This is a genomic window from Chitinophaga polysaccharea, from assembly GCF_902150045.1.
Classification (GTDB): Bacteria; Bacteroidota; Bacteroidia; order Chitinophagales; family Chitinophagaceae; genus Chitinophaga; species Chitinophaga polysaccharea_A.
Genome location: NZ_CABFVU010000001.1, coordinates 745758 through 767797, shown reverse-complemented (window position 1 = coordinate 767797; position 22040 = coordinate 745758). Strand labels below are relative to the sequence as shown.

Below are 22040 nucleotides of genomic sequence, written 5' to 3'. Positions count from 1 at the left end.
TTTCGGGAAGATGGGCTATGGTGGGGGATATGTAAAAAGAAGGGCCCAGGGGTAGGGCCGACCAGGGAGCTAACTTTTGGATACCTGGAGTCGGCGGAGGGTAATTGCCGGGCGGTTTAGCCAACATTGCTGGCTGGAAGGGCTTAATCTCCCGGGTTGGGGCCGCTTTGCAATGGGAGGGGAATTACTTTACGCTTACCTGGCACTGGCAGCGTTCCTGCCGGGAAAGTGGAGGGGAGGTGGACTTGATCCTGAAATCCTTTACAGGCGTGAAAAAGCCGGCTTAATGGCCGGCTTTGATATTTTTAACCCTGATCAGTGATCAGCTATTCCTGGTAAGAATATCCTTCAGTGTTTTGTTTTCAAGGATCTTGAGGGCGGAGTCCCTTACGCGGCCCATTACTTCGTTGAGGCCACATACCGCTTCGTCGCGGCAATTTTCGCAGCGCTCATAATAGTTGAGGCTTACGCATGGGAGCAGCGCAATAGGACCGTCTAGCAGGCGGATGATCTTAGCCAGGGCGATCTCTTTTGGAGGCCGCATGAGGTAATATCCCCCGCCTTTTCCTTTTTTACTACCGAGGATACCGGCATTCTTCAATTCCAGCAAAATGTTTTCCAGGAATTTGATAGAAATATTTTTCTCCTGTGCAATCTCCGATATAAGGATGGGGCCTTTATCTACATTTTCTGCCAGGTGTACTAATGCGTGAAATGCGTATTGTGTTTTTTTTGATAACATACAGACTTTTTTGCATCCCTCCACGGATGAACTTATAGTTCGGTTGCTAACTTTATATTCCTGCAAAGATAAGCAGTTTTTAGCTGCCAGCAGCGGGCGACTGGCTTTTAGCCGCCAGAAAGGGCTCCGGGGTTAAAAGTGTATCGTGCTGCTATCCCAGGTTCAGCACATCCCGCATGGTGAACACGCCGGTTTTGCCTTTCAGCCATTCTGCCGCTACTACAGCGCCGGCGGCAAAGCCTTCGCGGGAGTGTGCGGTATGGGTGATGGTGATATCGTCGATGGCGGAAGTATAGTTAACGGTATGTGTGCCTGGGGCCGGATCTATCCTTTTGGAAATGATAGGCAATGTTTCCGGTTGATCGCTGTCTTCGTTTACCCAGCCGGTTTTACGGGTCACCGATGCCAGTACCTGCTCAGCCAGTGTGAGGGCGGTGCCGCTTGGTGCATCCTTTTTCTGGGTATGATGGATCTCTTCCATCTTCACGTTGTATTGTGGCTGGCCGGCCATGAGGTCTGCCAGTTTCTTGTTCAGTTCAAAGAAGATATTTACGCCTATACTAAAATTAGTGGCATGAAGGAATGCCTGGTTCTTTTCCAGGCAGAGGGCCTTTACTTCCGGCAGCTTATCCAGCCAGCCTGTGGTACCGGAAACTACCGGCACATTGGCGTCGAAGCATTTCAAGATGTTGCGGTAGGCTGTTTCAGGGGTGGTGAACTCGATAGCTACGTCTGCCTGTGAAAGGTGTTCTTTTTCCAGCAGGTGTTTGCTGCTAATATCCACGCGGAGTATTATTTCATGACCTTTGGCAGTGGCAATAGCATCTATTGCCTGTCCCATTTTACCATATCCTATGAGCGCTATTTTCATGACCCTTGAAAGTTGTATTTTAAGTTGATGTATTAGTGAAGATCAGCGGCCTGCGAAGTAACGGCTTTTTCCCTTTTTACCGCCGAAGGAAATATTCAGGCCGATGCCGAGTGTACGATTGTTGATCAGTGTGGGAGAAACCCGCATACTGAGGTCATCCGACATATCGAAATTACGGAGATGTGCAAATACAGTAGCGTCTATAATGTTTACGCCGTATGCCAGGATGAAGAACAACACCGAATAATCCACATACTGCCGGAACTGGTCGCGGCCTACTTTGAGCGATTCGGTATCATAAGGTTTGGTATCCGGGCTGGTATCGTTGGTATCCGGGTTGCCGTCTACCCGGAGGCGGTAGGCATCGCGATACAGCTTGTACGTTTTCATGTTATCCACAAAGAAGTAAACACAGGTACCAATAGCGGCGTATGCGATGGGAATTTTCCAGTATTCTCTATTGTATGCCTGTCCGAGGCCCGGCACTACAGCAGAGTAAAGGGCTGCTTTACGGGGGCTGTGCGGGAGTTTGGAATCAGGAACATAGGCGCTGTCGGTGAAGATGGCTTTGTTTGCTTTTACGGTATCTGTACCGGGTGCGGGTATAGGCCGGATAATGGTATCCATTGTTTTGGCAATGGGGCGCAGAGTATCCTGTTGTGCATGTAATGGCGCAGCCATTGCTACTGCAACTAAAAACAATAAAGCGTACCGTAGTGAATAAAATATGTATTGAGCCCTATTAGCCACCGTATAGATCTATTTTTTCCAGGATACTATCCAGCTCTTCATCCGAATAGAATTCAATTAAAATGCTGCCTTTGCCGCTTTTGCCCCTGTCCAGTTTTACCTTGGTAGAGAAGTGGGAGGCAAGTTTGTCCTGTATTTTCTGGTAAGCAGGCGGTAGTTTTACCTTGGCTGCTTTTTGCTGATGATTTTTGTCGGCCTGGTTAATATTACGTGCCAGTTCTTCTGTTTGCCGTACAGACAGCCCGTTTTTCAGGATTTCATTGTACAGGAAGAGTTGGTTTTCCACGTTTTCCACACCGGTCAGCACACGGGCGTGGCCCATGCTGAGCTGGCCATTGCGCACGGCTACCTGGATATCCGGCGGCAGTTTGAGCAGGCGTATATAGTTGGTAACGGTGCTTCTTTCTTTGCCCATGCGGTCGGCCACCTGTTCCTGGGTGAGCGTGCATTCTTCCATGAGCCTTTTGTAGCTGAGGCCTACCTCAATGGCATTAAGGTTTTCCCTTTGCAGGTTTTCCAGCAGGGCGAGCTCCAGTAGCTCCTGGTCGTTTACCTGGCGGATATACGCGGGAATATCTTTCAGCCCGGCCAGTTTACTGGCTCTCAGGCGACGTTCCCCGGCGATGAGCTGGAATTTTTTAGCATTGATCCTTGCCACTGTGATGGGCTGGATCACATCATGCAGTTTGATGGACTGGCTTAACTCCTGTAAGGAAACTTCATCAAAGTCACGACGCGGCTGTTTCGGATTGGTTACAATCAGATCCAGTGATATGCGTTCAATGCCTGTAGCGGCAGCTACTACTTTATCACCCAGGGCGCCGGCAGTTTGCTTCAGATCTGTATCGATATTTTGAAGCAGAGAGCGGATGCCTTTACCCAACGCTTCTTTCTTACTTGGATTGGTCATCGTTTATAGCTAGGATTTTGTCTTTGGATTTAATTTTGGTGAAATTATGTTTCTGCAGGATTTCCTTGGCCAGGTTCAGGTAGTTAATAGCGCCTGTGCTGGCAGCATCGTACATAATAACGGATTTACCAAAGCTGGGGGCTTCTCCCAGTTTGGTATTACGGTGAATGATGGTATTGAACACGCTTTCTTCAAAGTGTTGTTTTACTTCATCCACCACCTGGTTGCTGAGGCGCAGGCGACCATCGTACATGGTCATCAGGATACCTTCAATTTCCAGTTCTATGTTCAGGCGGCTTTGTACAATCTTGATGGTATTGAGTAATTTGCCGAGACCTTCCAGTGCAAAGAATTCACATTGAACGGGGATGATCACGGAGTTGGATGCTACGAGGGCATTTACGGTGATGAGGCCCAGGGAGGGGGAGCAGTCAACAATTACGAAATCATAATCTGCTTCCACGGAGTCGATCACCTGTTTCATCACTCTTTCCCGGTTAGGGTGATTGATGAGCTCCAGTTCAGCGCCTACCAGGTCTATATGAGAAGGCAATACCTTCAGGTTGGGAGTATCTGATTCCAGGATCACATCTTTGGCCTGCACATCGTTCACCATACAATCGTACAAGCTCTGCTGCACATTGCGCAGGTCGAAACCCAGCCCCGTGGTGCTGTTTGCCTGCGGGTCGGCGTCAACCAGCAGTGTCTTAAATTCCAGCACAGCCAGGCTGCTTGCCAGGTTTATTGCACTTGTAGTTTTTCCTACGCCACCTTTCTGGTTAGCGATTGCGATTATTCTAGCCATTGTGTAATTTAAAAATTCAAAGGTTATTTATAGGATAAAGGATAAATCAGCAACGATCACTTCTTCCTCAAACCTCTATGGTACTACCTATTTCAGGTAATATCAGTTCAAGCCCGGCATCAATAAACTGCATTTTTGCTTCGTTGGTATCAATCTTAACGTAGCCGAAAGTGTTGTAGTGTACGCCGATTATTTTATCACATTCTATCAATTCAGCGGCTGCAATAGCATCTTCAATGCCCATGGTGAAATTATCGCCGATAGGCAGTATGGCAAAATCCAGCGAGGAAATGCCCGGTATCAGCTCCATATCCAATGTAAGCGCAGTATCGCCGGCATAATAAAAATTCCCTTCGTCCGTCATAAATATAAAGCCCATCGGGTTGCCGCCATAAGTGCCATCAGGCAAACTGCTGGAATGGTGTGCTACCACGCATTTTACGGTTCCGAATTCAAACTTCCATTTACCGCCGGTATTCATGGGATGTAATTTTTCAATCCCCTGTTTACCTGCCCAGGTCACTATTTCAAAATTAGATACTACAGTGGCATTGGTTCGTTTTGCCAGGGCTACCAGGTCGGCCGTATGATCCTCGTGCCCATGGGAAACAAAAATATAATCCGCCTCAATGGCATTGATATCTATTTTGGCCGCCAGTTCATTGTGGGTGATGAAAGGATCAAAAAGGATCTTTTTACCCATAATCTCCACTGCAAAACAGGAATGTCCATAGCAAGTATACTTCATAATCAGTCCATTTGAATTATTCACGACAACTTCCGGGGAGATCTGGTCTCCGTCATCCGTTATTACTCTACACCTATATCTAAAAGTAACTTTATTAAAAGTAGCGTAATCGGACAAAAATACAACGATTACCTAAAATTCGGGTGCTGCAGTATATTTATTTATACACAAACTGTTCGCAGAACGGGACCCATTACCCGTTAACGGGTTAATTTCTAGCCAGTTTCAGCAGGGGTAAGATTAATATATTAATAAAATATTAAAATTATCTATTGTATACCGGTCGCCAGCAAATGTACTGTTTCTCCATTCTTAATAAAAAAAATAAAAACATACAATTCCCGGCATTGTTATTCGTCTTGTAATAATACAACTGCCTTTTAACTTTTCAGACCAGGTAAGTTGTGTTAAATTGCTTAACTATTGTATATCCATATTAAATTTCTATAATGCGACCCGGGATTAATTCCATTATACTTATTGTTTTCCTTCTGTTACTGGATATTTATGTTTTCCAGGCTGTAAGAGCCATGGTGTATATGTCTGCTCCGAGAGTAAGGAATATTACCTATTCCGTTTACTGGTTTATTTCTCTTTCCTGTGTGCTGATGATCGCTTTGCTGCCCTATATTAACTGGCATAGCTGGCCTCCTACGCTGAAATCGTACCTGATGGCCATTTTCATGGGCCTGGTACTGGCTAAGCTGCTGGTAACGGTATTCCTGCTGATCGACGACCTGCGCAGGGGGGTACTGTGGCTGATCCGCAAGTTCAGCGGCGCGCAGGCAGCAGCGCCAGGCCCGGCGGTAAGCGGCTTATCCAGGTCGCAGTTCATTAACCGCCTGGGCCTTATCACCGGCGGCGCTTTTTTTGGTACGCTCATGTATGGCTTCTCCAACAAATACAACTACCGGGTACATAAGATCAAAATGGCCTTCAAACAACTGCCGGCCTCCTTTAAGGGTCTGAGGATCGTACAGATCTCCGATATACATTCGGGCAGCTTTGCCAACCGGGAAGCAGTAATGAAGGGGATTAAGATGATCAACGACCAGAAACCGGACCTGGTGCTGTTTACCGGCGACCTGGTAAACGACCGTGCCGTGGAAATGGCGGAGTGGCTGGATGTGTTCAGCGAGGTAAAAGCGCCAATGGGCGTGTATTCTACCCTGGGGAACCACGATTATGGCGATTATTACCCCTGGCCCGATAAAAATGCCAACGGCTACAGCGCGCTGCAGCACCAGAACCTGGAAGACTTAAAAGCCGTACACGGCAAGCTGGGCTGGAAGCTGATGATGAATGAAAATGTGATCCTGGACCGCAACGGGGAGCAGATTGCCCTCATAGGTATTGAAAACTGGAGCGCTATTAAACGATTTCCCCGCTATGGCGACCTGAAAAGGGCCTATGAAGGGGCGGAACATATACCGTTTAAGATATTGCTGTCGCATGACCCTACCCACTGGGATGCACAGGTACGTACCGAATACCCCGACATTGCGCTGATGCTGGCGGGCCATACCCATGGCATGCAGTTCGGTGTGGAAATACCCGGGCTGAAATGGAGCCCGGCGCAGTATTTCTATAAGGAATGGGCAGGGTTATACAAAAAAGGCGAGCAGTTCCTGTATGTCAACAGGGGCTTCGGATTCCTGGGATATCCCGGAAGAGTGGGTATCCTGCCTGAAATTACGGTGATAGACCTGGTATAAAGCGGGTACGCACTGACCGACAGAAAAGCATTGTTTAGCCACACATTTGTCCCATTCATGGGATGTGGGGTTAAACAATTCCCATTTACGCTTATATTGCAGCGACGTACTTTTACAACATGCGCCTATACTTCTTAACCTTCCTGTTGTTATGTAGCCGTGTAGCATCGGGACAAAGCCTCGCAGAGCTGGAGCGGCAGCTCGATTCGCTGTTGCAGAAACAACAGAAAAGCGAACTTGTGGCTGGTATCGGGTATGGGAACAATCCTGCTTATGGTAGTAAAGTAGTTGATTTCGAGCTGCCTGTTGTTTTAAAAACATTCGTTGCTCCTTCTTTAAGCTATTACCACAAAAGCGGGTTGTACGCAGGCGTAAGCGCCTATTATCTTTTCAACTCCATTAACAAGCCCTGGTTTGAATGGGACTTTACCGCCGGTTACGACTATACGAAGAACCGTAATTTTCTTACCGGTATATCTTACACGAAATATGTTTTTGCCGATTCTTCAGATGTTCCCGCCACGCCTATTAAAAATGAGATTTTTGCTTATTTCTATTACCGTAAGTGGTGGCTGCAACCCGGATTGAGCCTGGATTACGGCTGGGGGAAGCATGTATCGGAGGGACTGCATACCAAAGAAACCCTGAGGGGAAATGATTTTAATATTATTGCAGCAGTGAGGCATCCGTTTATTTTTTCAGGAGTAGTGGGAAGGTTTGATGTACTGATGGTGACGCCTTCAGTGAATATGACATTGGGAACGGCCAATTATTACAGTAACCTCAAAGCATTCCAGTATATCACAAGATCGCCACAGATGATAAAACTCAGGCCCTCGCAGGGAAAGGAGCTTAGTTTAGAGGACCATACCGAGTTTGAGCCCCGCGCAATAGATATCACCACAAGCGTATCCTATTTTATTGGCCGCCTGAACCTGGCGCCATCCTTCACCGTATTCAAGCCCTTAACCGGTACAGATCAAAGCATTATGAGCTACTTCACGGCCCGGATTTTATACAGTTTTTGATTTCTTTAACAAGTAGCACGGAATTTGTAATTACGGGAAATGTAATTGCAACATAGGGGTATTTTTTACTCCGGACGTCTATATTTTAACCATTACTAACAATACATAATTTATGAAAAAACTGTTTTTCGCCGTAGCAGTGCTGATGATAACTGCTGTTTCAACCGTGTCAACTGTGAATGCACAAACATCAAAATTCCTGCGTTTTGGTGTGAAAGGAGGTGCTAATCTTGGAAAGCTGGATGGTACCGGTTTCCAGGACGGGTTTAAATTAGGTTATCACATCGGTGGATTTGCCCAGGTAAACCTTGTAAAAGGATTCGGGGTTCAGGGTGAGTTGATATTTTCTTCTACCAAAACAAAAACTACAGACGATTTCAGTGAGATCTACAACACCGGAAACCTGGAAGATAATGGTAAGAAGATCACTATGAGCTACCTGAGTATTCCGTTACTGGCCAACATCGACCTGGGAACCCCGCGTTTAAAGCTCCAGGTAGGACCTCAGTTCAGTGCGCTGGTTAGTGATAGAAAAGTATTGGGTGCTGCCAAAGAAGCATTCAAAGGCGGCGATATTTCCGGTGTAGCCGGTTTATGGTTGCAGTTGCCGATCGTTAACGTAAGTGCCCGTTATGTGATTGGCTTTAACGACGTGAAAGACATCAACAGCGTAGCCAACACCAGCAACTGGAAGAACCAGAGCATACAGCTGGGTGTAGGTGTATCCTTCTAGTAACCCCGGCGTTCCGCATTAAATTTTTATGATGCAGCAAAGATTAAAGTGAATACTTTGATCTTTGCTGCATTTTTTTGTGGAAAACGCCAACTGCTACACTGCTGTCTGTTACTGCCAGAGCGTCACTTGGCACCAAACTTGACAATATAGGGGTACATAAAAAAACGAGGACTTTTGCCGGGTTGTATGACAGAATGTCCTCATGAGGCTTTAAATATCTCAGATGAACAGATTTTATTTAGGAAATTCGGAAGATGAAATGGAGTTCATGCCTATTATCCCTTTGAATGAAGACGGGGAAGGACAGGAGGATGAAAAGATTCCCGATGAACTGGCATTATTACCATTACGAAATACAGTATTGTTTCCGGGTGTTGTGCTGCCGATCACGGTAGGCCGGGACAAATCCATAAAAGCGGTGAATGATGCGTACAAAACCGACAAATCGATCGGGGTGGTGGCGCAGAAAGACAGTACCGTAGAAGATCCTGGAGTAGCGGATCTGACAGAAGTAGGCACCGTGGCCCGTATTGTGAAGCTCATAAAAATGCCCGACGGAGGCACTACCATCATTATACAGGGCCGTAAGCGCTTTAAAATAGATGAAATACTGTCAGAAGATCCGTATTTCAAAGCGAAGATCAGCGTATTGCATGATGAAGCGGCAGAAGATGATTCAGAATTTGAAGCATATATTTCTTCCATTAAGGACCTTGCCGGGCAGATCATACAGCTTTCTCCTAACCTGCCTTCGGAAGCAAGCATTATCCTGAAGAATATCGAGAATCCTTCTTTCCTGGTGCATTTTGTTTCTTCCAATCTCAATTCAGAACTGAAAGAAAAGCAGCAATTGCTGGAGATCAACAACCTGCGCACACGCGCAGAATTGCTCATGAAGCTGTTGCAAACAGAGTTGCAGCTGGCGGAGCTGAAGAATAAGATCACCAATAAAACCAAAGCGGACCTCGACAAACAGCAGCGTGATTATTTCCTGCAGCAGCAGATGAAATCGATCAAGGAAGAGCTGGGAGGAGATGCCAACGACCGGGAGCTGAAGGAAATGAAGCGCAAGGCCGAAGAAAAGAAATGGCCGGCCGCTGCCGCAGAAGCATTTGCAAAAGGCGTTGAGAAGCTGGAGCGTATGCATCCGAGCACGCCTGATTACAGCGTGGTATATAATCATCTGGACCTGCTGCTGGATCTGCCCTGGGGCGAATATACCACTGACAGTTATGACCTGAAAAGGGCGAAAAAGATATTGGACCATGACCATTACGGCATGGAAAAAATAAAGGAACGCATCCTGGAATACCTGGCCGTACTGAAACTGAAGGGAGACATGAAGTCGCCGATCCTTTGTTTCGTAGGTCCTCCGGGTATCGGTAAAACCTCCCTGGGACGGTCTATCGCCAATGCTGTTGGCCGTAAATATGTTCGTCTCAGCCTGGGTGGCTTACACGATGAAAGCGAGATCCGCGGGCACCGTAAAACCTATATCGGCGCTATGCCGGGCAGGGTGGTACAGTCGATCCGCAAAATCAAATCATCAAACCCGGTAATGATCCTTGATGAAATTGATAAGATAGGTAACGACATGCGTGGCGATCCAAGTTCAGCGTTGCTGGAAGTACTGGATCCCGAGCAGAACAGCACCTTTTATGATAACTACCTGGAGCTGGAATATGACCTGAGCAAAGTGTTGTTCATTGCAACCGCCAATAATATCAATTCCATTCATCCTGCGCTGCGCGACAGGCTGGAGATCATTGACCTGAGCGGGTATTCCATTGAAGAGAAAGTAGAGATTGCCAAAAGGCACCTGTTGCCCAAGCAAAAGGATGCACATGGTCTGAAGGATACTAAAATAAAGATCAGTAATACCGTGATTGAGCAGCTGATCGCTGATTATACGCGGGAAAGCGGTGTACGTGAGCTGGACAGGCAATTCGCCGCCATTATGCGTAACCTGGCCAAACAGGTAGCAATGGATGAGAAATTGCCGGATGCACTGACCGAAGAGGGGCTTCAAAAGATATTGGGTAAACCCCGTTATTCCAATGAGATCTATAAGGTGGGCAATCCGCCGGGAGTAGCGGTGGGGCTTGCCTGGACCTATGTAGGCGGCGATATCCTGTTTATTGAAAGCAGTTTGAGCGAAGGCAAGGGGGATCTGAAGCTGACAGGTAACCTGGGTAATGTGATGAAGGAATCGGCGGTTACGGCACTTACCTACCTGCAATCCCATGCAGAAGAACTTGGAGTGGATCCGAAGAAGTTCGTACAGAAGAGCGTGCATGTGCATGTACCTGAAGGCGCTGTACCAAAGGATGGCCCAAGTGCGGGTATTACCATGCTTACCGCATTGGCTTCTGTATTCACCGGGCGCAGGGTAAAATCCTATCTGGCTATGACCGGTGAAATTACGCTCCGCGGACAGGTGCTGCCGGTGGGCGGTATCAAGGAAAAGATACTGGCCGCCAAAAGGGCAGGTATCCGTGAGATTATTCTATGCTGGCAAAATGAAAAAGATATCAAGGATATTAATCCGTCTTATATTAAAGGGATGAAATTTCATTATGTGAAGCAAATGAACCAAGTATTGGAAATAGCGTTATTAAAGAAGTAACAGGGCGTAACATTGCTGCCAGTCATGACGGCAAACTATATATGTTCATACCGGTTTAGTTGTGACCCGTTATGAACTTCATGTTGATTGTTTTAAGGGTTGATAAAGCCATTCCGTAAATGCGGAATGGCTTTATTGTTTGGTATAATTAGTCTGTGAGTTGACGTTTGTAGAGCTGGATGGTATTTTCCAGGCCGAAGTAGAGGGCATCCACCACGAGTGCATGACCGATGGATACTTCCTTAAGTTGTGGTATATGCAGTTTAAAGAAGCGGAGATTATCGAGGTTGAGATCGTGGCCGGCGTTGAGGTCCAGGCCAATAGCGGTCGCTTCTTTAGCGGTATTTTTATAATCGTTGAACAGCTGCAGGTTTTGCGGCTGCGTACGTGCATTCGTATATTCTTCCGCGTAGGGGCCGGTATACAGCTCTATGCGGTCAGCGCCGGCAGTTTTGGCGCCTTCTACTTTGGATATGTCTGCATTAAGGAAGATGGACACGCGGATCCCTGCTTTTTTCAGGGTAGAGATCACATCTTTCAGTTGCGACTGGTAAGCAACGGTATCCCAACCTGTATTGGAGGTAATGGCGTTGGGCGGATCGGGTACCAGTGTGCATTGATGGGGTTTCACCTCCAGTACCAGGTCCATGAAGTCCTGCGACGGATATCCTTCTATATTGAATTCTGTTGTTACCAGGGGTTTCAGATCTCTTACGTCCTGGTAGCGGATATGCCGTTCGTCGGGGCGGGGGTGAACCGTGATCCCGTCGGCGCCGAAGCGTTCACAATCCTGTGCCACTTTTAGTATATCCGGTAGATTGCCGCCCCGTGCATTGCGCAGGGTTGCAAACTTGTTGATGTTTACACTCAGCTTTGTCATGCGGCAAAATTACGGCTTTTAGCTTTTACAAAAAATGCAGCGGGGAAAAAGTAATGACTTCTTCCCCGCTGCATTTGTATTGTTGGTCGTTTAAAACTAGTATCTGTAATAGTCTGGTTTGAAAGGACCTTCTACAGGAATACCGAGGTATTCTGATTGTGTAGTGGTGAGTACATCCAGCTCCACGCCGATTTTTTTCAGGTGTAAGCGGGCTACCTTTTCATCCAGATGTTTAGGCAGTACATATACCTTGTTTTCGTAGTTTTCTGAGTGCAGCCACAGTTCCAGCTGAGCCAGTACCTGGTTGGTAAAGGAGTTACTCATTACGAAAGAAGGGTGGCCGGTAGCGCAACCGAGGTTTACCAGGCGGCCTTCAGCCAGGAGGATAATATCTTTACCATCGATGGTATATTTATCTACCTGTGGTTTGATTTCCACTTTGGTGTTGCCGTAGTTTTTGTTTAACCAGGCTACATCAATTTCGATATCGAAGTGACCGATATTGGAAACGATGCATTTGTCTTTCATCAGTTTGAAGTGCTCGCCGGTGATGATATCGCGGCAACCGGTGGTGGTTACAATGATATCAGCTTCTTTCACAGCGTCGTTCATTTTCTTTACTTCATAACCTTCCATTGCAGCCTGTAAAGCGCAGATAGGGTCAATTTCAGTAACGATTACACGGGCACCTGCACCTTTGAGTGATTCAGCGGAACCTTTACCTACGTCGCCAAAACCGGCAACAACGGCTACTTTACCGGCAATCATCACATCTGTAGCGCGACGGATCGCATCTACGCAGGATTCGCGGCAGCCATATTTGTTATCGAATTTGGATTTGGTAACGGAGTCGTTGATATTGATAGCAGGCATTGGTAAAGTACCGGCTTTCATACGTTCGTATAAGCGGTGAACACCGGTAGTGGTTTCTTCACTTAATCCTTTGATATGCTGGATAAGCTCAGGGTATTTATCGAATACCATATTGGTAAGATCACCACCATCGTCAAGGATCATGTTCAGCGGACGGTCGGGGCTGCCAAAGAACAGGGTTTGTTCAATGCACCAGTCGAAGTCTGCTTCATTCAAACCTTTCCATGCAAATACGGGTATACCGGCAGCAGCGATAGCAGCAGCGGCGTGGTCCTGCGTAGAGAATATATTGCAGGAGCTCCAGCGCACTTCTGCACCGAGGGCTACGAGGGTTTCTATTAATACGGCAGTTTGGATAGTCATATGCAAACAACCAGCAACACGTGCACCTTGCAATGGCTTGCTGTTACCATATTCTTCTCTCAATGACATCAGCCCGGGCATTTCGGCTTCTGCCAGTTCAATCTCTTTACGACCCCAGGCCGCGAGAGACATGTCTTTTACCTTGTATCCGAGGTTAAAGTCAATGTTTGATTTTGCAATTGTTGACATTCTGAATTGTTTTTTGCAAATCTAGGGTTATTTTAACTTTTAACATAACTCCCATGCATATATAAGGTATTATAAGCGCTAAAAATTTGTTAATCACCCCTTTCTGTCTGCCCCCTTATTACCAGATAAAATAATTTGATTTAATATAAATATTATTATAGATTTGCTAATTAAAATATATGATTTTATATTTAATTGTTTGAAGATGTGGTACAGGTGGAAGGGTATAGTATAATTAAAGAAATCATAAATAACGCCCATAAGTGCGTTTTGAACCCACCACCACATGATCAGAGAGATAAATATAATTGCCGGCGGCTGGTTTTTCAGTTTAATCAGAAGAGAAGAAGAAGCAATACAGATGCCTGCCGGGGAGAGCCAATTTTAAGAGATCCGCATATAGGGTTTTACAAAGGACTGTTTTCACATTTTTGACTTAAAATCTATATGTATTAATAGAAATTTACACGCTTATATGTTACTCCTTTCCTATCCTACGAAATTAATCAAGCAAGGTATGCCCCATCGTATCCATGTGTTCCTGTACCAGGTTATTTTCTTCATAGCTGTTTTCTTCCTGACTGGTAAGAGTGTACAGGCACAGGTTACCATTAACCCGCTTGGAGGTAATACACTTACTGATGGATTGAGGATAAAGATCAATGCGGACGGTACCTATGAAATTACGAGGAATGGAAGATCTGAATCCAGGAAGGAGAACGCCAGTGCGGTAATGGGTATCCGCTCAAATTTCAAGATGGAGAATACCACCGGCTTTTTTACGCCTTCGCCACTTGATATCAATTTTACGAAAATATCCGAGATAATGGGGGCAGGCACAGTGGCAGACCCTTATAAGGTTTGTTTGGCCGGTACTCTTTCCTATTATGAAAATTTCGGCAGGGGACCCTTTGATCTCACTATGCTGATGACCATCACCTATGTGGTGCCCAACAGCTACTTTGTATTGGATTATACTTTTTATAACGACCGGCCCTCCACCACGTTTCACCTGTATCTGAGTGAATTTCCCACCATGCAGGATAACCCGGTGGCGCCTATACTGGATAATAACAAAAGCGCTACAGGGTTTATGAATCCTCCCGGTGGCGGCCCCAACCCGGATATTATCGGGTTTATCCGTCCTCCCGGCTATAACCCTGCATATCCCAACGCTACAGTCGGAACGTTTTCGCATACCTATCACGCCTATACGACGTTTTCTTCTTACGTGGCAAAGTCGGCAGGCGACCGGCAGGTATTCAACAATATGGAGCTGGTAAACGCAATTGATGAAGGTGGCGTAAACACTTCCACAAAAGGGCTTGCAGCGGCCATTAACCTCGGAGTGAAGCCCACTGCCAAAGCTATTGGTACCCGCGTGGCAGTTGACTACGGCTATGATAACTCACCGGTGCATATTAACCTGCAGGGAACACCCCTCAGTACCAATACAGAGCCTATTTCGGTATCATTTGAAAAAGATTCGGCCACCGGCCCTGAAGGAAATAACGGGAATCTCACATCACCTAATTTATACCTGGTAGTAAATAATACGGCTACCATTACTTCGGAGATGTATGTAAAAGTGGCGCTGGTGCCTCCGTCCGGCGGATCGCATAATGCTGTACAGGGCACAGACTTTACCTTTTACGGCGGGTTTATGATCCCTGCAAAGGCCTATGTCCCAGGCGATAAGATACAATTAAGCAATATTAAGATCATTGGTAACAATGCACTGGAATACAGCAGGCATATGACTTTCCAGCTGATACCTGTTACCGAGAATAAACTGGTGACCGTTACCGGCAAAACCACCTGTACCTATACGATCCAGGACGATGAACCACGGAATATTACCCTGTCGGCCCCTGCGAAGATCCGCGAAGGCAGTACTACAGACTCCATCCGTGTAACGCTCCCGCCGGGAGTACTGGCCTCCGAAAGAACCAGGGTGGATATATCTGTTGTATCTGCCGGAACAGAAGCCATTGCATCAGATTTTACCTATGATAATGTTGCCTATATAGAAGTAGATTCCAACGGGGTGAACATCCCGGTAAGACCTGTGAAAGACAGTATTCTGGAGAAAGATGAGCTGGTGAATTTCAAAGCAGATGCAATGGTTATGGGACAGGCCCAAACATTTTCCAGATCCCTGCATATAGAAGATGGTACAAGGCTGGATCCAACACTAACCGTACTGTCTTTTGTAACGGATGATCCAACACTGTTGAAAGAGCCGTACAACGGGTCGGTAACTATTTCCTTACCAAAGGATGTTACCACCGATCTGCCCATTGATGTAGTCATCAATAAAAAAAGCACTTCTACTGCTACTGATGGTACCGACTATGAGTTGAATGGCCCCGTTACCATTCCACAGGGTGCCGGCCAGGTTACCGTACCATTTAAGATCAATACCGACAATGCAATAGAAGGAACGGAAAAAATAGAGATTGAGCTTTCTGCTTCCGATCCCATACCCTCCACTACTTACACCTCCACTGTTACACCGTATGTAGTAAATATTACAGATGCGCAGTTGCCCATGACAGCCCCCATCATTTTACACATTTCCGCAAACAGTGTTAATGAAGGCGCTTCGCCAGGTGTGTGGGCAGAGTTGCCTGTAGGCCTTACTACCGAAATACCGATCCAGGTGGACTTTACCCGGGGCAGTTCCTCTACAGCAGCACCGGGAACATATACATTTCCTTCCGGTACAGTAACTATTGGACCCGGCAAAACATTGTCTGATACCATATTGATAGGCGCCACTGCGAACCAGGTATTTGATGATACCCGTAAGCTGGTATTAACAGGAAGTACGCCTGGAGCCGGTATCCTGGTGAAAGACAGTCTCACGCTTACTATTAACGACCAGACTGCACCAGCGCAAAAGAAACTGACTATCGCCCCGCTGAAGTATCACCTGAATGAAAGCGACAGCACCGGGTTTACCATTGCACTTCCTGCCGGGTATACTTCTGCAAAAGACATTGTAATTGCATTGAAAAGAAATGCAGTTGGCTCCGACGCAGGTGTAACCGATTTTGGCTGGATATCGGAAGATACCATTCGATTACCCGCCAATACAGCTTCTCCTTATACCACTTCTTACACCATTATAAATGCGGTGGGCGATGATAATATTATTGAGAAAGATGAACGACTGGCGCTGACCGGCAGTGTATACGGACTTAGCGGATACACCGTGTCAGATACTGCTGTTATTATTGATGACGCCACACGCAGAGATGCTGTCAAAACAAAGATCACCTTCACGCTGCCAATTGTAGCGGTGAATGAGAACAGTACCAACAATATTGGTTTCAGTTTACCATCCGGTGTAACTACGGAGATACCGGTGAAGATAACGCTTGGCGGCGCCACAGGTACGGCTATACGTAATACCGATTATTACCTTCCTGCGGATACTTCCTTTACAGGTGCATCCGGTATTGCGGAATTGAAAGTAGCGGGTGATATCCTGGTGGAAGATGCAGAAGATATTCACATCTCCCCGGCAGTGAGCGATGCGCAGGGCACTGTGTATACTTTCCTGCCTGCAACTATGGATATTAACATAAAAGATGCGCAGTATCCTTTCCCTGCAGGCGATTCAGTATTGCTTACCAGCACGCCCAACCCGGTAACAGAAGGAGGAAGCGCAGTTATCACCGCCACCTTCCCTCACGGCTGGAAAGCAGGCAAAGCCTGGACCATCAGCCTGGCAAAAGATGCAGTGAGATCTACTACAGCAGATACCAGTCATGGCGCCATACCCGCTTCTATTACCATTGCCGCCAATGCGCCATCCGGTGTAGCTACTGCTATTACCACCAAAACCAACAACGTATTTGACGATGAAGGATTTATAAAAGTAGATGGTAACACCGGTAACAGCAACATGCCAGCTACGAGCGCTATCATCAATATCACTGATGGCACTGATCCCGCTCAGAAGAAGCTGGTATTAACCGCAGTAACGCCAACGCTTACAGAAGGCAGCAGCACTGCGTTTACAGTATCCTTACCGGCAGGTCATTCCGCCGCCAGAGATGTGAGCATTGCATTAAGTACCAATCCAACAGGTACCGATGCCGCCACGGGTGATTACCAGGCTTTACAGGGCAGCATCATCTTCCCGAAGAACAGTAATACTTACACTACTACCGCAGCAGTGATCAAAGCTACTGCCGATGATGTGATAGAGAAAGATAAACAACTGAAGATACGCGGTACCGCTGCCGGCTATACGATCACAGACGCTGCCATGCAGCTGAATGATGCTACGCGCCGGGATGCTGCCAAAACAAAGATCACCTTCACATTGCCAACTGTAGCGGTGAATGAGAACAGCACCAACAATATTGGTTTCAGTTTACCATCCGGTGTAACTACGGAGATACCGGTGAAGATAACGCTTGGCGGCGCCACAGGTACGGCTATACGTAATACTGATTATTACCTTCCTGCAGATACTTCCTTTACAGGTGCATCCGGTATTGCAGAATTGAAAGTAGCGGGTGATATCCTGGTGGAAGATGCAGAAGATATCCACATCACCCCGGCAGTGAGCGATGCGCTGGGCACCGTGTATACTTTCCTGCCTGCAACTATGGATATTAACATAAAAGATGCGCAGTACCCTTTCCCTGCAGGTGATTCGGTTATCCTGAGCAGCGCGCCGGATAGCATTTATGAAGGCGGCAACGCTGTTATCACCGCCACTTTCCCGCATGGCTGGAAAGCAGGTAAGGACTGGGTGATCAACCTGTCAAAAAATGGGGCTGCTTCTACGGTGGCAAATACCCGTCATACTGCAGTACCGGCCAGCATTACCATTCCCGGCAGCCAGGGAGCCGCTTCTGCTCCTGCTATTACCGCCATCACTAATATCATACTGGATGATGAAGGTAAACTGGTGATTGATGGTGACAACGGTAACAGCAATATGCCGGCTACCAGTGCAGGTATATTTATAAAAGACTATACAGAGAAACAACCAAACGCCAGGAAAATGACACTTACTCCCGATGCCACACTGGTACCGGAAGGGAATAAAGTGATGGTAACGGTAACCGTGCCTTATGCATCTACAAAAGATGTAAGCATACAGCTGGCAGTTGATAATGCACTGACCACGGCCAGGAACACCGGCGACTATACAATGTCTGCTGCTTCCTATGTATTGCAGCGGGGACAAACCACCGCTACCTTTGAACTGCTGAAAACAGTAACAGATAAAGTGCTGGAAAAGAATGAAGCACTGGTGGTGAATGCTACTGCCAACAGGTATACGGTAAATAATCTGCCGCTGACCATACAGGATCTTACCCGTACAGATGCGGCTAACCTGGCGTTGAATATAAGCACCTGGAAAACGCCGCTCGCGGAAGGCGACAGCGGGGCATTAACCGTGAGCCTGCCTGCGGGTGTTACCACGGAAGTGCCTGTGCATATACTGCTGCCTCGATCGGGCGGCAATGCGGAAGCAGGACCAGATTATGTACTGGCCACCGATGTATACCTGAACAGCGGCAACAGCATGGTTACGGGGTTGAAGTTGAATAAAGATAACTTCACAGAAGGCCCGGAAAGCCTTACCCTTAACGCCAGCGCAACTGATGGTATCAGCACCTTTGCTATCAATAAACCTGTGATCACTATTAACGATGATCCAACACAGTATCCGTTGCCGGCTCCTGTAATACTGAACAGCACCCTGGTAGCTATTGATGAAAATGGCACCGGCGCCATACTGAGCGCGCAATTGCCCAATAACCTGCAGGCAGGCAAGGACATTACCATTCATGTAACAAAAGACAATGCGCTGAGTACTGCAATAAATGCGGATCACAATGCTTTGCCATCTCCCTATGATATTGTTATCAAAAAAGGACAGAACACAGGCACCCATACGTTTGCGCTGAAAGCGGTGAAAGACCTGGTGCTGGAAGATGATGAAACAATAGTATTAAAAGGCAACATTACGGATGCTACTTTCAGCACCGCCGTTGTAAAGGACACCACTATTACTATTAAAGACAGAACGCATGATGACCCGGTTACGGGCTTCATACATCTTACCGCTGTTACGCCCGGAACGAAAGTGCTGGAAGGAAATACCTACCAGATGAAGGTAAGCCTGGCGCCCGGCGTTACCGCCAGCAAGGATATTGTGGTAACATTAAACATAGGGGCAGGATCAGTGGCAACAGCAGGGGATATTGACCAGTTGCCTGCAACGGTAACCATTCCGGCAGGTATCCAGGATGCCACCTTCTTCTTTATTGCAAAGGCGGACCTGGTGCTGGAGAAACCGGAACTGTTGTGGATAGCTGCTGAGCCAAACGGTTTTGCCGGAATGAAAGGCGATAAGTTATCAGTAACAATTGATGATGGTACACGCCTGAACCCTGATAACCTGAAGATTGAAATGCGTGTAGACTCTTCCGTTATACACGAAGGCAGCGGAAGCGATGTAACTATCGGGTTTGCGAACAGCCAGATCACCTCATCAGAGGATGTGATAATTAATATAGGCAGGAATGTAGCATCTACTGCGGATGATGCTGACTATGGCGGCGTTCCCGCACAGGTAACGCTGGCCGCCGGCGAGCATAATATAGTTTACCAGCTGAAAGTAACCGCTGATAATATCCTGGAGGGAGATGAACAACTGCAGTTTACTGCGCAACTGGTAACAGCAGGTTATACGCTTACCCAGCCGGGTATGGTGCTGATCCCTGAAACAGGCGACATGCGGGTGCTGCTGCAGAAAGATAAAGATGCGGCTGAACCTGGTACCAACGGGGTTTATACAGTAAAACTACCTGGCTCCGGCACAGCAGCAGCCGATGTAAAAGTTGTATTCTATGTAAGCAGCATAGCAGGTACTACTAACATAGCGCCCATACAAACTTCCGCTGTAATACCGGCCGGGCAAAACAGTATATCCGTTCCCGTTAATGTGATAGATAATAAGGTAATTGAGGGAGATGAGCAGGTGAGGATGTCGCTCATGCTGGCGCAGATGAAGCGGTTCAACAGGAACATAGCGCTGGATGCGGCCGATAAGGATACCGTTACTTTAATTGTGCATGACGATGAAAGCAATGCGCCAGGCCGTGAAATGATGATCATCAAAACAGCGGATGCCACTGAGCCGGATATGCCCGGCGCCTTCAGAGTGAGGTTTTCTGATACGCAGTTATCTGCTGTGAAAGATGTGAGCGTTAACTATGCCGTAAGCGGTACTGCCATTGCGGATACCCGTTATCATAAGCTGAGCGGAACCCTGCTGATACCAGCTGGTCAGAATGGTGCAGACATTAAAGTAACGCCGATCGATAATAATATAGTAGAGGGAGATGAAGATGTGAAAGTGCAGCTGCAAACCGTTAGCAGCAACATGGCGGGTATTACGTGGCCGTTATCAGCCAGTGCATCAGCCGGTGTGATCATCCATGATAATGATACACTGGTAGTAGAAATATCGGCAGAAGCAATAACAGCTGAAGAAGGAAGTGGTGTGAAATTTACATTGAGCTCGCCTGCCTCCGCCGCCTATGATGTACCGGTAAGGCTGCGCATAACCCAGGATGCTGCGCGCACGTTTACTGCCGGTGAAGGAACGGTGAGCGGTAACATTTTAACCATCAATATGCCGGCCCTGGTAAAGCAACATTCGTTTGTTATTACTACCGGCGATAATGATATCAATGATGACGATGGATTCCTGAAGGCGGCTATACTTCCATATATTGGCGGCAACAGCACACTGGTATACAAAGCCGGCGCCACCGATACAGCGAGGGTGGCGATCACTGATAACGACCCGCTGACGCTTTCTTTCGCCGCTGATAAATTCAGTGTGAAAGAAGGTAACACAAATGAGAATACACCACTCCGGTTTAATGTACAACTGAGCAGGCAAAGCTCCCGCCCGATCACCATTAACTATGATTTTGAAGCGTCCACAGATGGAGTGTCATATCCTTATATGGACTTCAAAGCCACGCCGGGTGTAGATTTTGATAATACCATAAAACAAACGGTGATCGCCCCGCTGCAAACCATCGGGCAGGTAACGGTGAATATAAAAGGCGATACAAGCTTTGAACAGCATGAGACCTTTATCCTGAAAATGACTACTGTATCCGTTCCATCAGGGCAACATACACCCGCTTTAGGAGAGCCTTCCAAAGCAACAGGGGTGATCCTGAATGATGATCCGATGTGCAACAGCTGTGATACGGATGGGGACGGACTGTCAGACAAGCAGGAAGACATCAATGGTAACGGCGATCCTTTTGATGATGACACCGACGGTGATGGTATACCTAACTTCCTGGACCTGGATTCTGATGGCGACGACGTTGCAGATTCCGTAGAAAAATACACAACCGATGGCCGGCAGATTAATAACAACAGCGGTAAGATCAGGGTACACCCGGCGCTGTCGCCCAACAACGATGGTATTGGAAATGACGTGATGTACATTGAGAATATAGATAAGTACCCGGATAATGAAGTAGTGATATTTAACCGTTGGGGGGGTACCGTATTTAAACAGCAACACTATGATAACAAGTCGAAGAACTTCCGTGGAAAGGCAAATGCCGGCGGCAGTGCGGGGAATGATGTGCCTGATGGCTCTTATTTCTACAATATTGAGGTAACGATAGATGGTAAGAAGGAACGTTATACCGGGTTTGTAGTGATAAAACGTTAAGGGTTATACGAATTTGAAGCAGATGTATCTGAACAAAAATAATTAAGCTGATACCTATGAA

Annotated in this window: 14 protein-coding genes; 6 read left to right on the top strand and 8 right to left on the bottom strand. The window is 47.0% G+C overall.

Going from position 1 to position 22040, the window contains the following annotated elements:
* Positions 1–76 precede the first annotated feature (76 nt).
* Positions 77–322, top strand: a complete 246-nt coding sequence (locus FN124_RS03070) for a hypothetical protein (RefSeq protein WP_142683317.1) — start codon at positions 77–79, stop codon at positions 320–322.
* Here the strand turns inward: FN124_RS03070 and FN124_RS03065 are convergent, their stop codons facing one another.
* The 6 genes from FN124_RS03065 to FN124_RS03040 all read right to left on the bottom strand — a co-directional run bounded on the left by FN124_RS03065 (position 323) and on the right by FN124_RS03040 (position 4826).
* Positions 323–742 carry an RrF2 family transcriptional regulator gene (locus tag FN124_RS03065; protein ID WP_142683316.1) on the bottom strand — a complete coding sequence of 140 codons (420 nt, stop codon included), beginning with the start codon at positions 740–742 and terminating at the stop codon, positions 323–325. It abuts the gene before it with no gap.
* A gap of 151 nt (positions 743–893) precedes the next feature.
* On the bottom strand, positions 894–1613 hold the full coding sequence (gene dapB / locus FN124_RS03060; protein WP_142683315.1) for a 4-hydroxy-tetrahydrodipicolinate reductase: 720 nt from the start codon (positions 1611–1613) through the stop codon (positions 894–896).
* 42 nt (positions 1614–1655) lie between these two features.
* A complete protein-coding gene (locus FN124_RS03055; protein ID WP_142683314.1) occupies positions 1656–2294 on the bottom strand; it encodes a DUF5683 domain-containing protein in 639 nt (212 codons plus the stop codon).
* 61 nt (positions 2295–2355) lie between these two features.
* A complete protein-coding gene (locus FN124_RS03050; RefSeq protein WP_142683313.1) occupies positions 2356–3273 on the bottom strand; it encodes a ParB/RepB/Spo0J family partition protein in 918 nt (305 codons plus the stop codon).
* On the bottom strand, positions 3257–4078 hold the full coding sequence (locus FN124_RS03045; RefSeq protein WP_142683312.1) for a ParA family protein: 822 nt from the start codon (positions 4076–4078) through the stop codon (positions 3257–3259). Before FN124_RS03045 ends, FN124_RS03050 begins: the two co-directional genes overlap by 17 nt.
* A 67-nt stretch (positions 4079–4145) precedes the next feature.
* The gene (locus FN124_RS03040) at positions 4146–4826 is read right to left on the bottom strand and encodes a metal-dependent hydrolase (protein WP_142683311.1); all 681 of its coding nucleotides are present in this window, start codon (positions 4824–4826) and stop codon (positions 4146–4148) included.
* Between the two features lie 449 nt (positions 4827–5275).
* Between FN124_RS03040 and FN124_RS03035 the strand changes: the two genes are divergently transcribed.
* The 4 genes from FN124_RS03035 to lon all read left to right on the top strand — a co-directional run bounded on the left by FN124_RS03035 (position 5276) and on the right by lon (position 10931).
* A complete protein-coding gene (locus FN124_RS03035) occupies positions 5276–6541 on the top strand; it encodes a metallophosphoesterase (RefSeq protein WP_142683310.1) in 1266 nt (421 codons plus the stop codon).
* A 119-nt stretch (positions 6542–6660) separates the two neighbouring features.
* The gene (locus tag FN124_RS03030; RefSeq protein ID WP_142683309.1) at positions 6661–7569 is read left to right on the top strand and encodes a TorF family putative porin; all 909 of its coding nucleotides are present in this window, start codon (positions 6661–6663) and stop codon (positions 7567–7569) included.
* A 112-nt stretch (positions 7570–7681) separates the two neighbouring features.
* Positions 7682–8302, top strand: coding sequence for a porin family protein (locus FN124_RS03025; protein WP_142683308.1), 621 nt, complete (start codon positions 7682–7684; stop codon positions 8300–8302).
* A 226-nt stretch (positions 8303–8528) separates the two neighbouring features.
* Complete coding sequence (gene lon, locus FN124_RS03020) at positions 8529–10931, top strand: endopeptidase La (RefSeq protein WP_142683307.1); 2403 nt, start codon at positions 8529–8531, stop codon at positions 10929–10931.
* Positions 10932–11079: 148 nt separating this feature from the next.
* On the opposite strand, the gene FN124_RS03015 is transcribed toward lon, so the two are convergent.
* Positions 11080–11811: a pyridoxine 5'-phosphate synthase gene (locus FN124_RS03015; RefSeq protein WP_142683306.1), complete on the bottom strand. Its 732-nt coding sequence runs from the start codon at positions 11809–11811 to the stop codon at positions 11080–11082.
* A 96-nt stretch (positions 11812–11907) separates the two neighbouring features.
* Positions 11908–13236 (bottom strand): adenosylhomocysteinase, encoded by a 1329-nt coding sequence (gene ahcY, locus FN124_RS03010; RefSeq protein ID WP_142683305.1) that lies wholly within the window; start codon positions 13234–13236, stop codon positions 11908–11910.
* 517 nt (positions 13237–13753) lie between these two features.
* Between ahcY and FN124_RS03005 the strand changes: the two genes are divergently transcribed.
* Complete coding sequence (locus tag FN124_RS03005) at positions 13754–21979, top strand: Calx-beta domain-containing protein (RefSeq protein WP_185937071.1); 8226 nt, start codon at positions 13754–13756, stop codon at positions 21977–21979.
* Positions 21980–22040: the final 61 nt, after the last annotated feature.

Coding starts and splice junctions, on each gene's coding strand:
- FN124_RS03065 (WP_142683316.1), bottom strand. CDS start 742: ATGTTATCAAAAAAAACACAATACGCATTTCACGCATTAGTACACCTG.
- dapB (WP_142683315.1), bottom strand. CDS start 1,613: ATGAAAATAGCGCTCATAGGATATGGTAAAATGGGACAGGCAATAGAT.
- FN124_RS03055 (WP_142683314.1), bottom strand. CDS start 2,294: ATGGCTGCGCCATTACATGCACAACAGGATACTCTGCGCCCCATTGCC.
- FN124_RS03050 (WP_142683313.1), bottom strand. CDS start 3,273: ATGACCAATCCAAGTAAGAAAGAAGCGTTGGGTAAAGGCATCCGCTCT.
- FN124_RS03045 (WP_142683312.1), bottom strand. CDS start 4,078: ATGGCTAGAATAATCGCAATCGCTAACCAGAAAGGTGGCGTAGGAAAA.
- FN124_RS03040 (WP_142683311.1), bottom strand. CDS start 4,826: ATGAAGTATACTTGCTATGGACATTCCTGTTTTGCAGTGGAGATTATG.
- FN124_RS03035 (WP_142683310.1), top strand. CDS start 5,276: ATGCGACCCGGGATTAATTCCATTATACTTATTGTTTTCCTTCTGTTA.
- FN124_RS03030 (WP_142683309.1), top strand. CDS start 6,661: ATGCGCCTATACTTCTTAACCTTCCTGTTGTTATGTAGCCGTGTAGCA.
- FN124_RS03025 (WP_142683308.1), top strand. CDS start 7,682: ATGAAAAAACTGTTTTTCGCCGTAGCAGTGCTGATGATAACTGCTGTT.
- lon (WP_142683307.1), top strand. CDS start 8,529: ATGAACAGATTTTATTTAGGAAATTCGGAAGATGAAATGGAGTTCATG.
- FN124_RS03015 (WP_142683306.1), bottom strand. CDS start 11,811: ATGACAAAGCTGAGTGTAAACATCAACAAGTTTGCAACCCTGCGCAAT.
- ahcY (WP_142683305.1), bottom strand. CDS start 13,236: ATGTCAACAATTGCAAAATCAAACATTGACTTTAACCTCGGATACAAG.
- FN124_RS03005 (WP_185937071.1), top strand. CDS start 13,754: ATGCCCCATCGTATCCATGTGTTCCTGTACCAGGTTATTTTCTTCATA.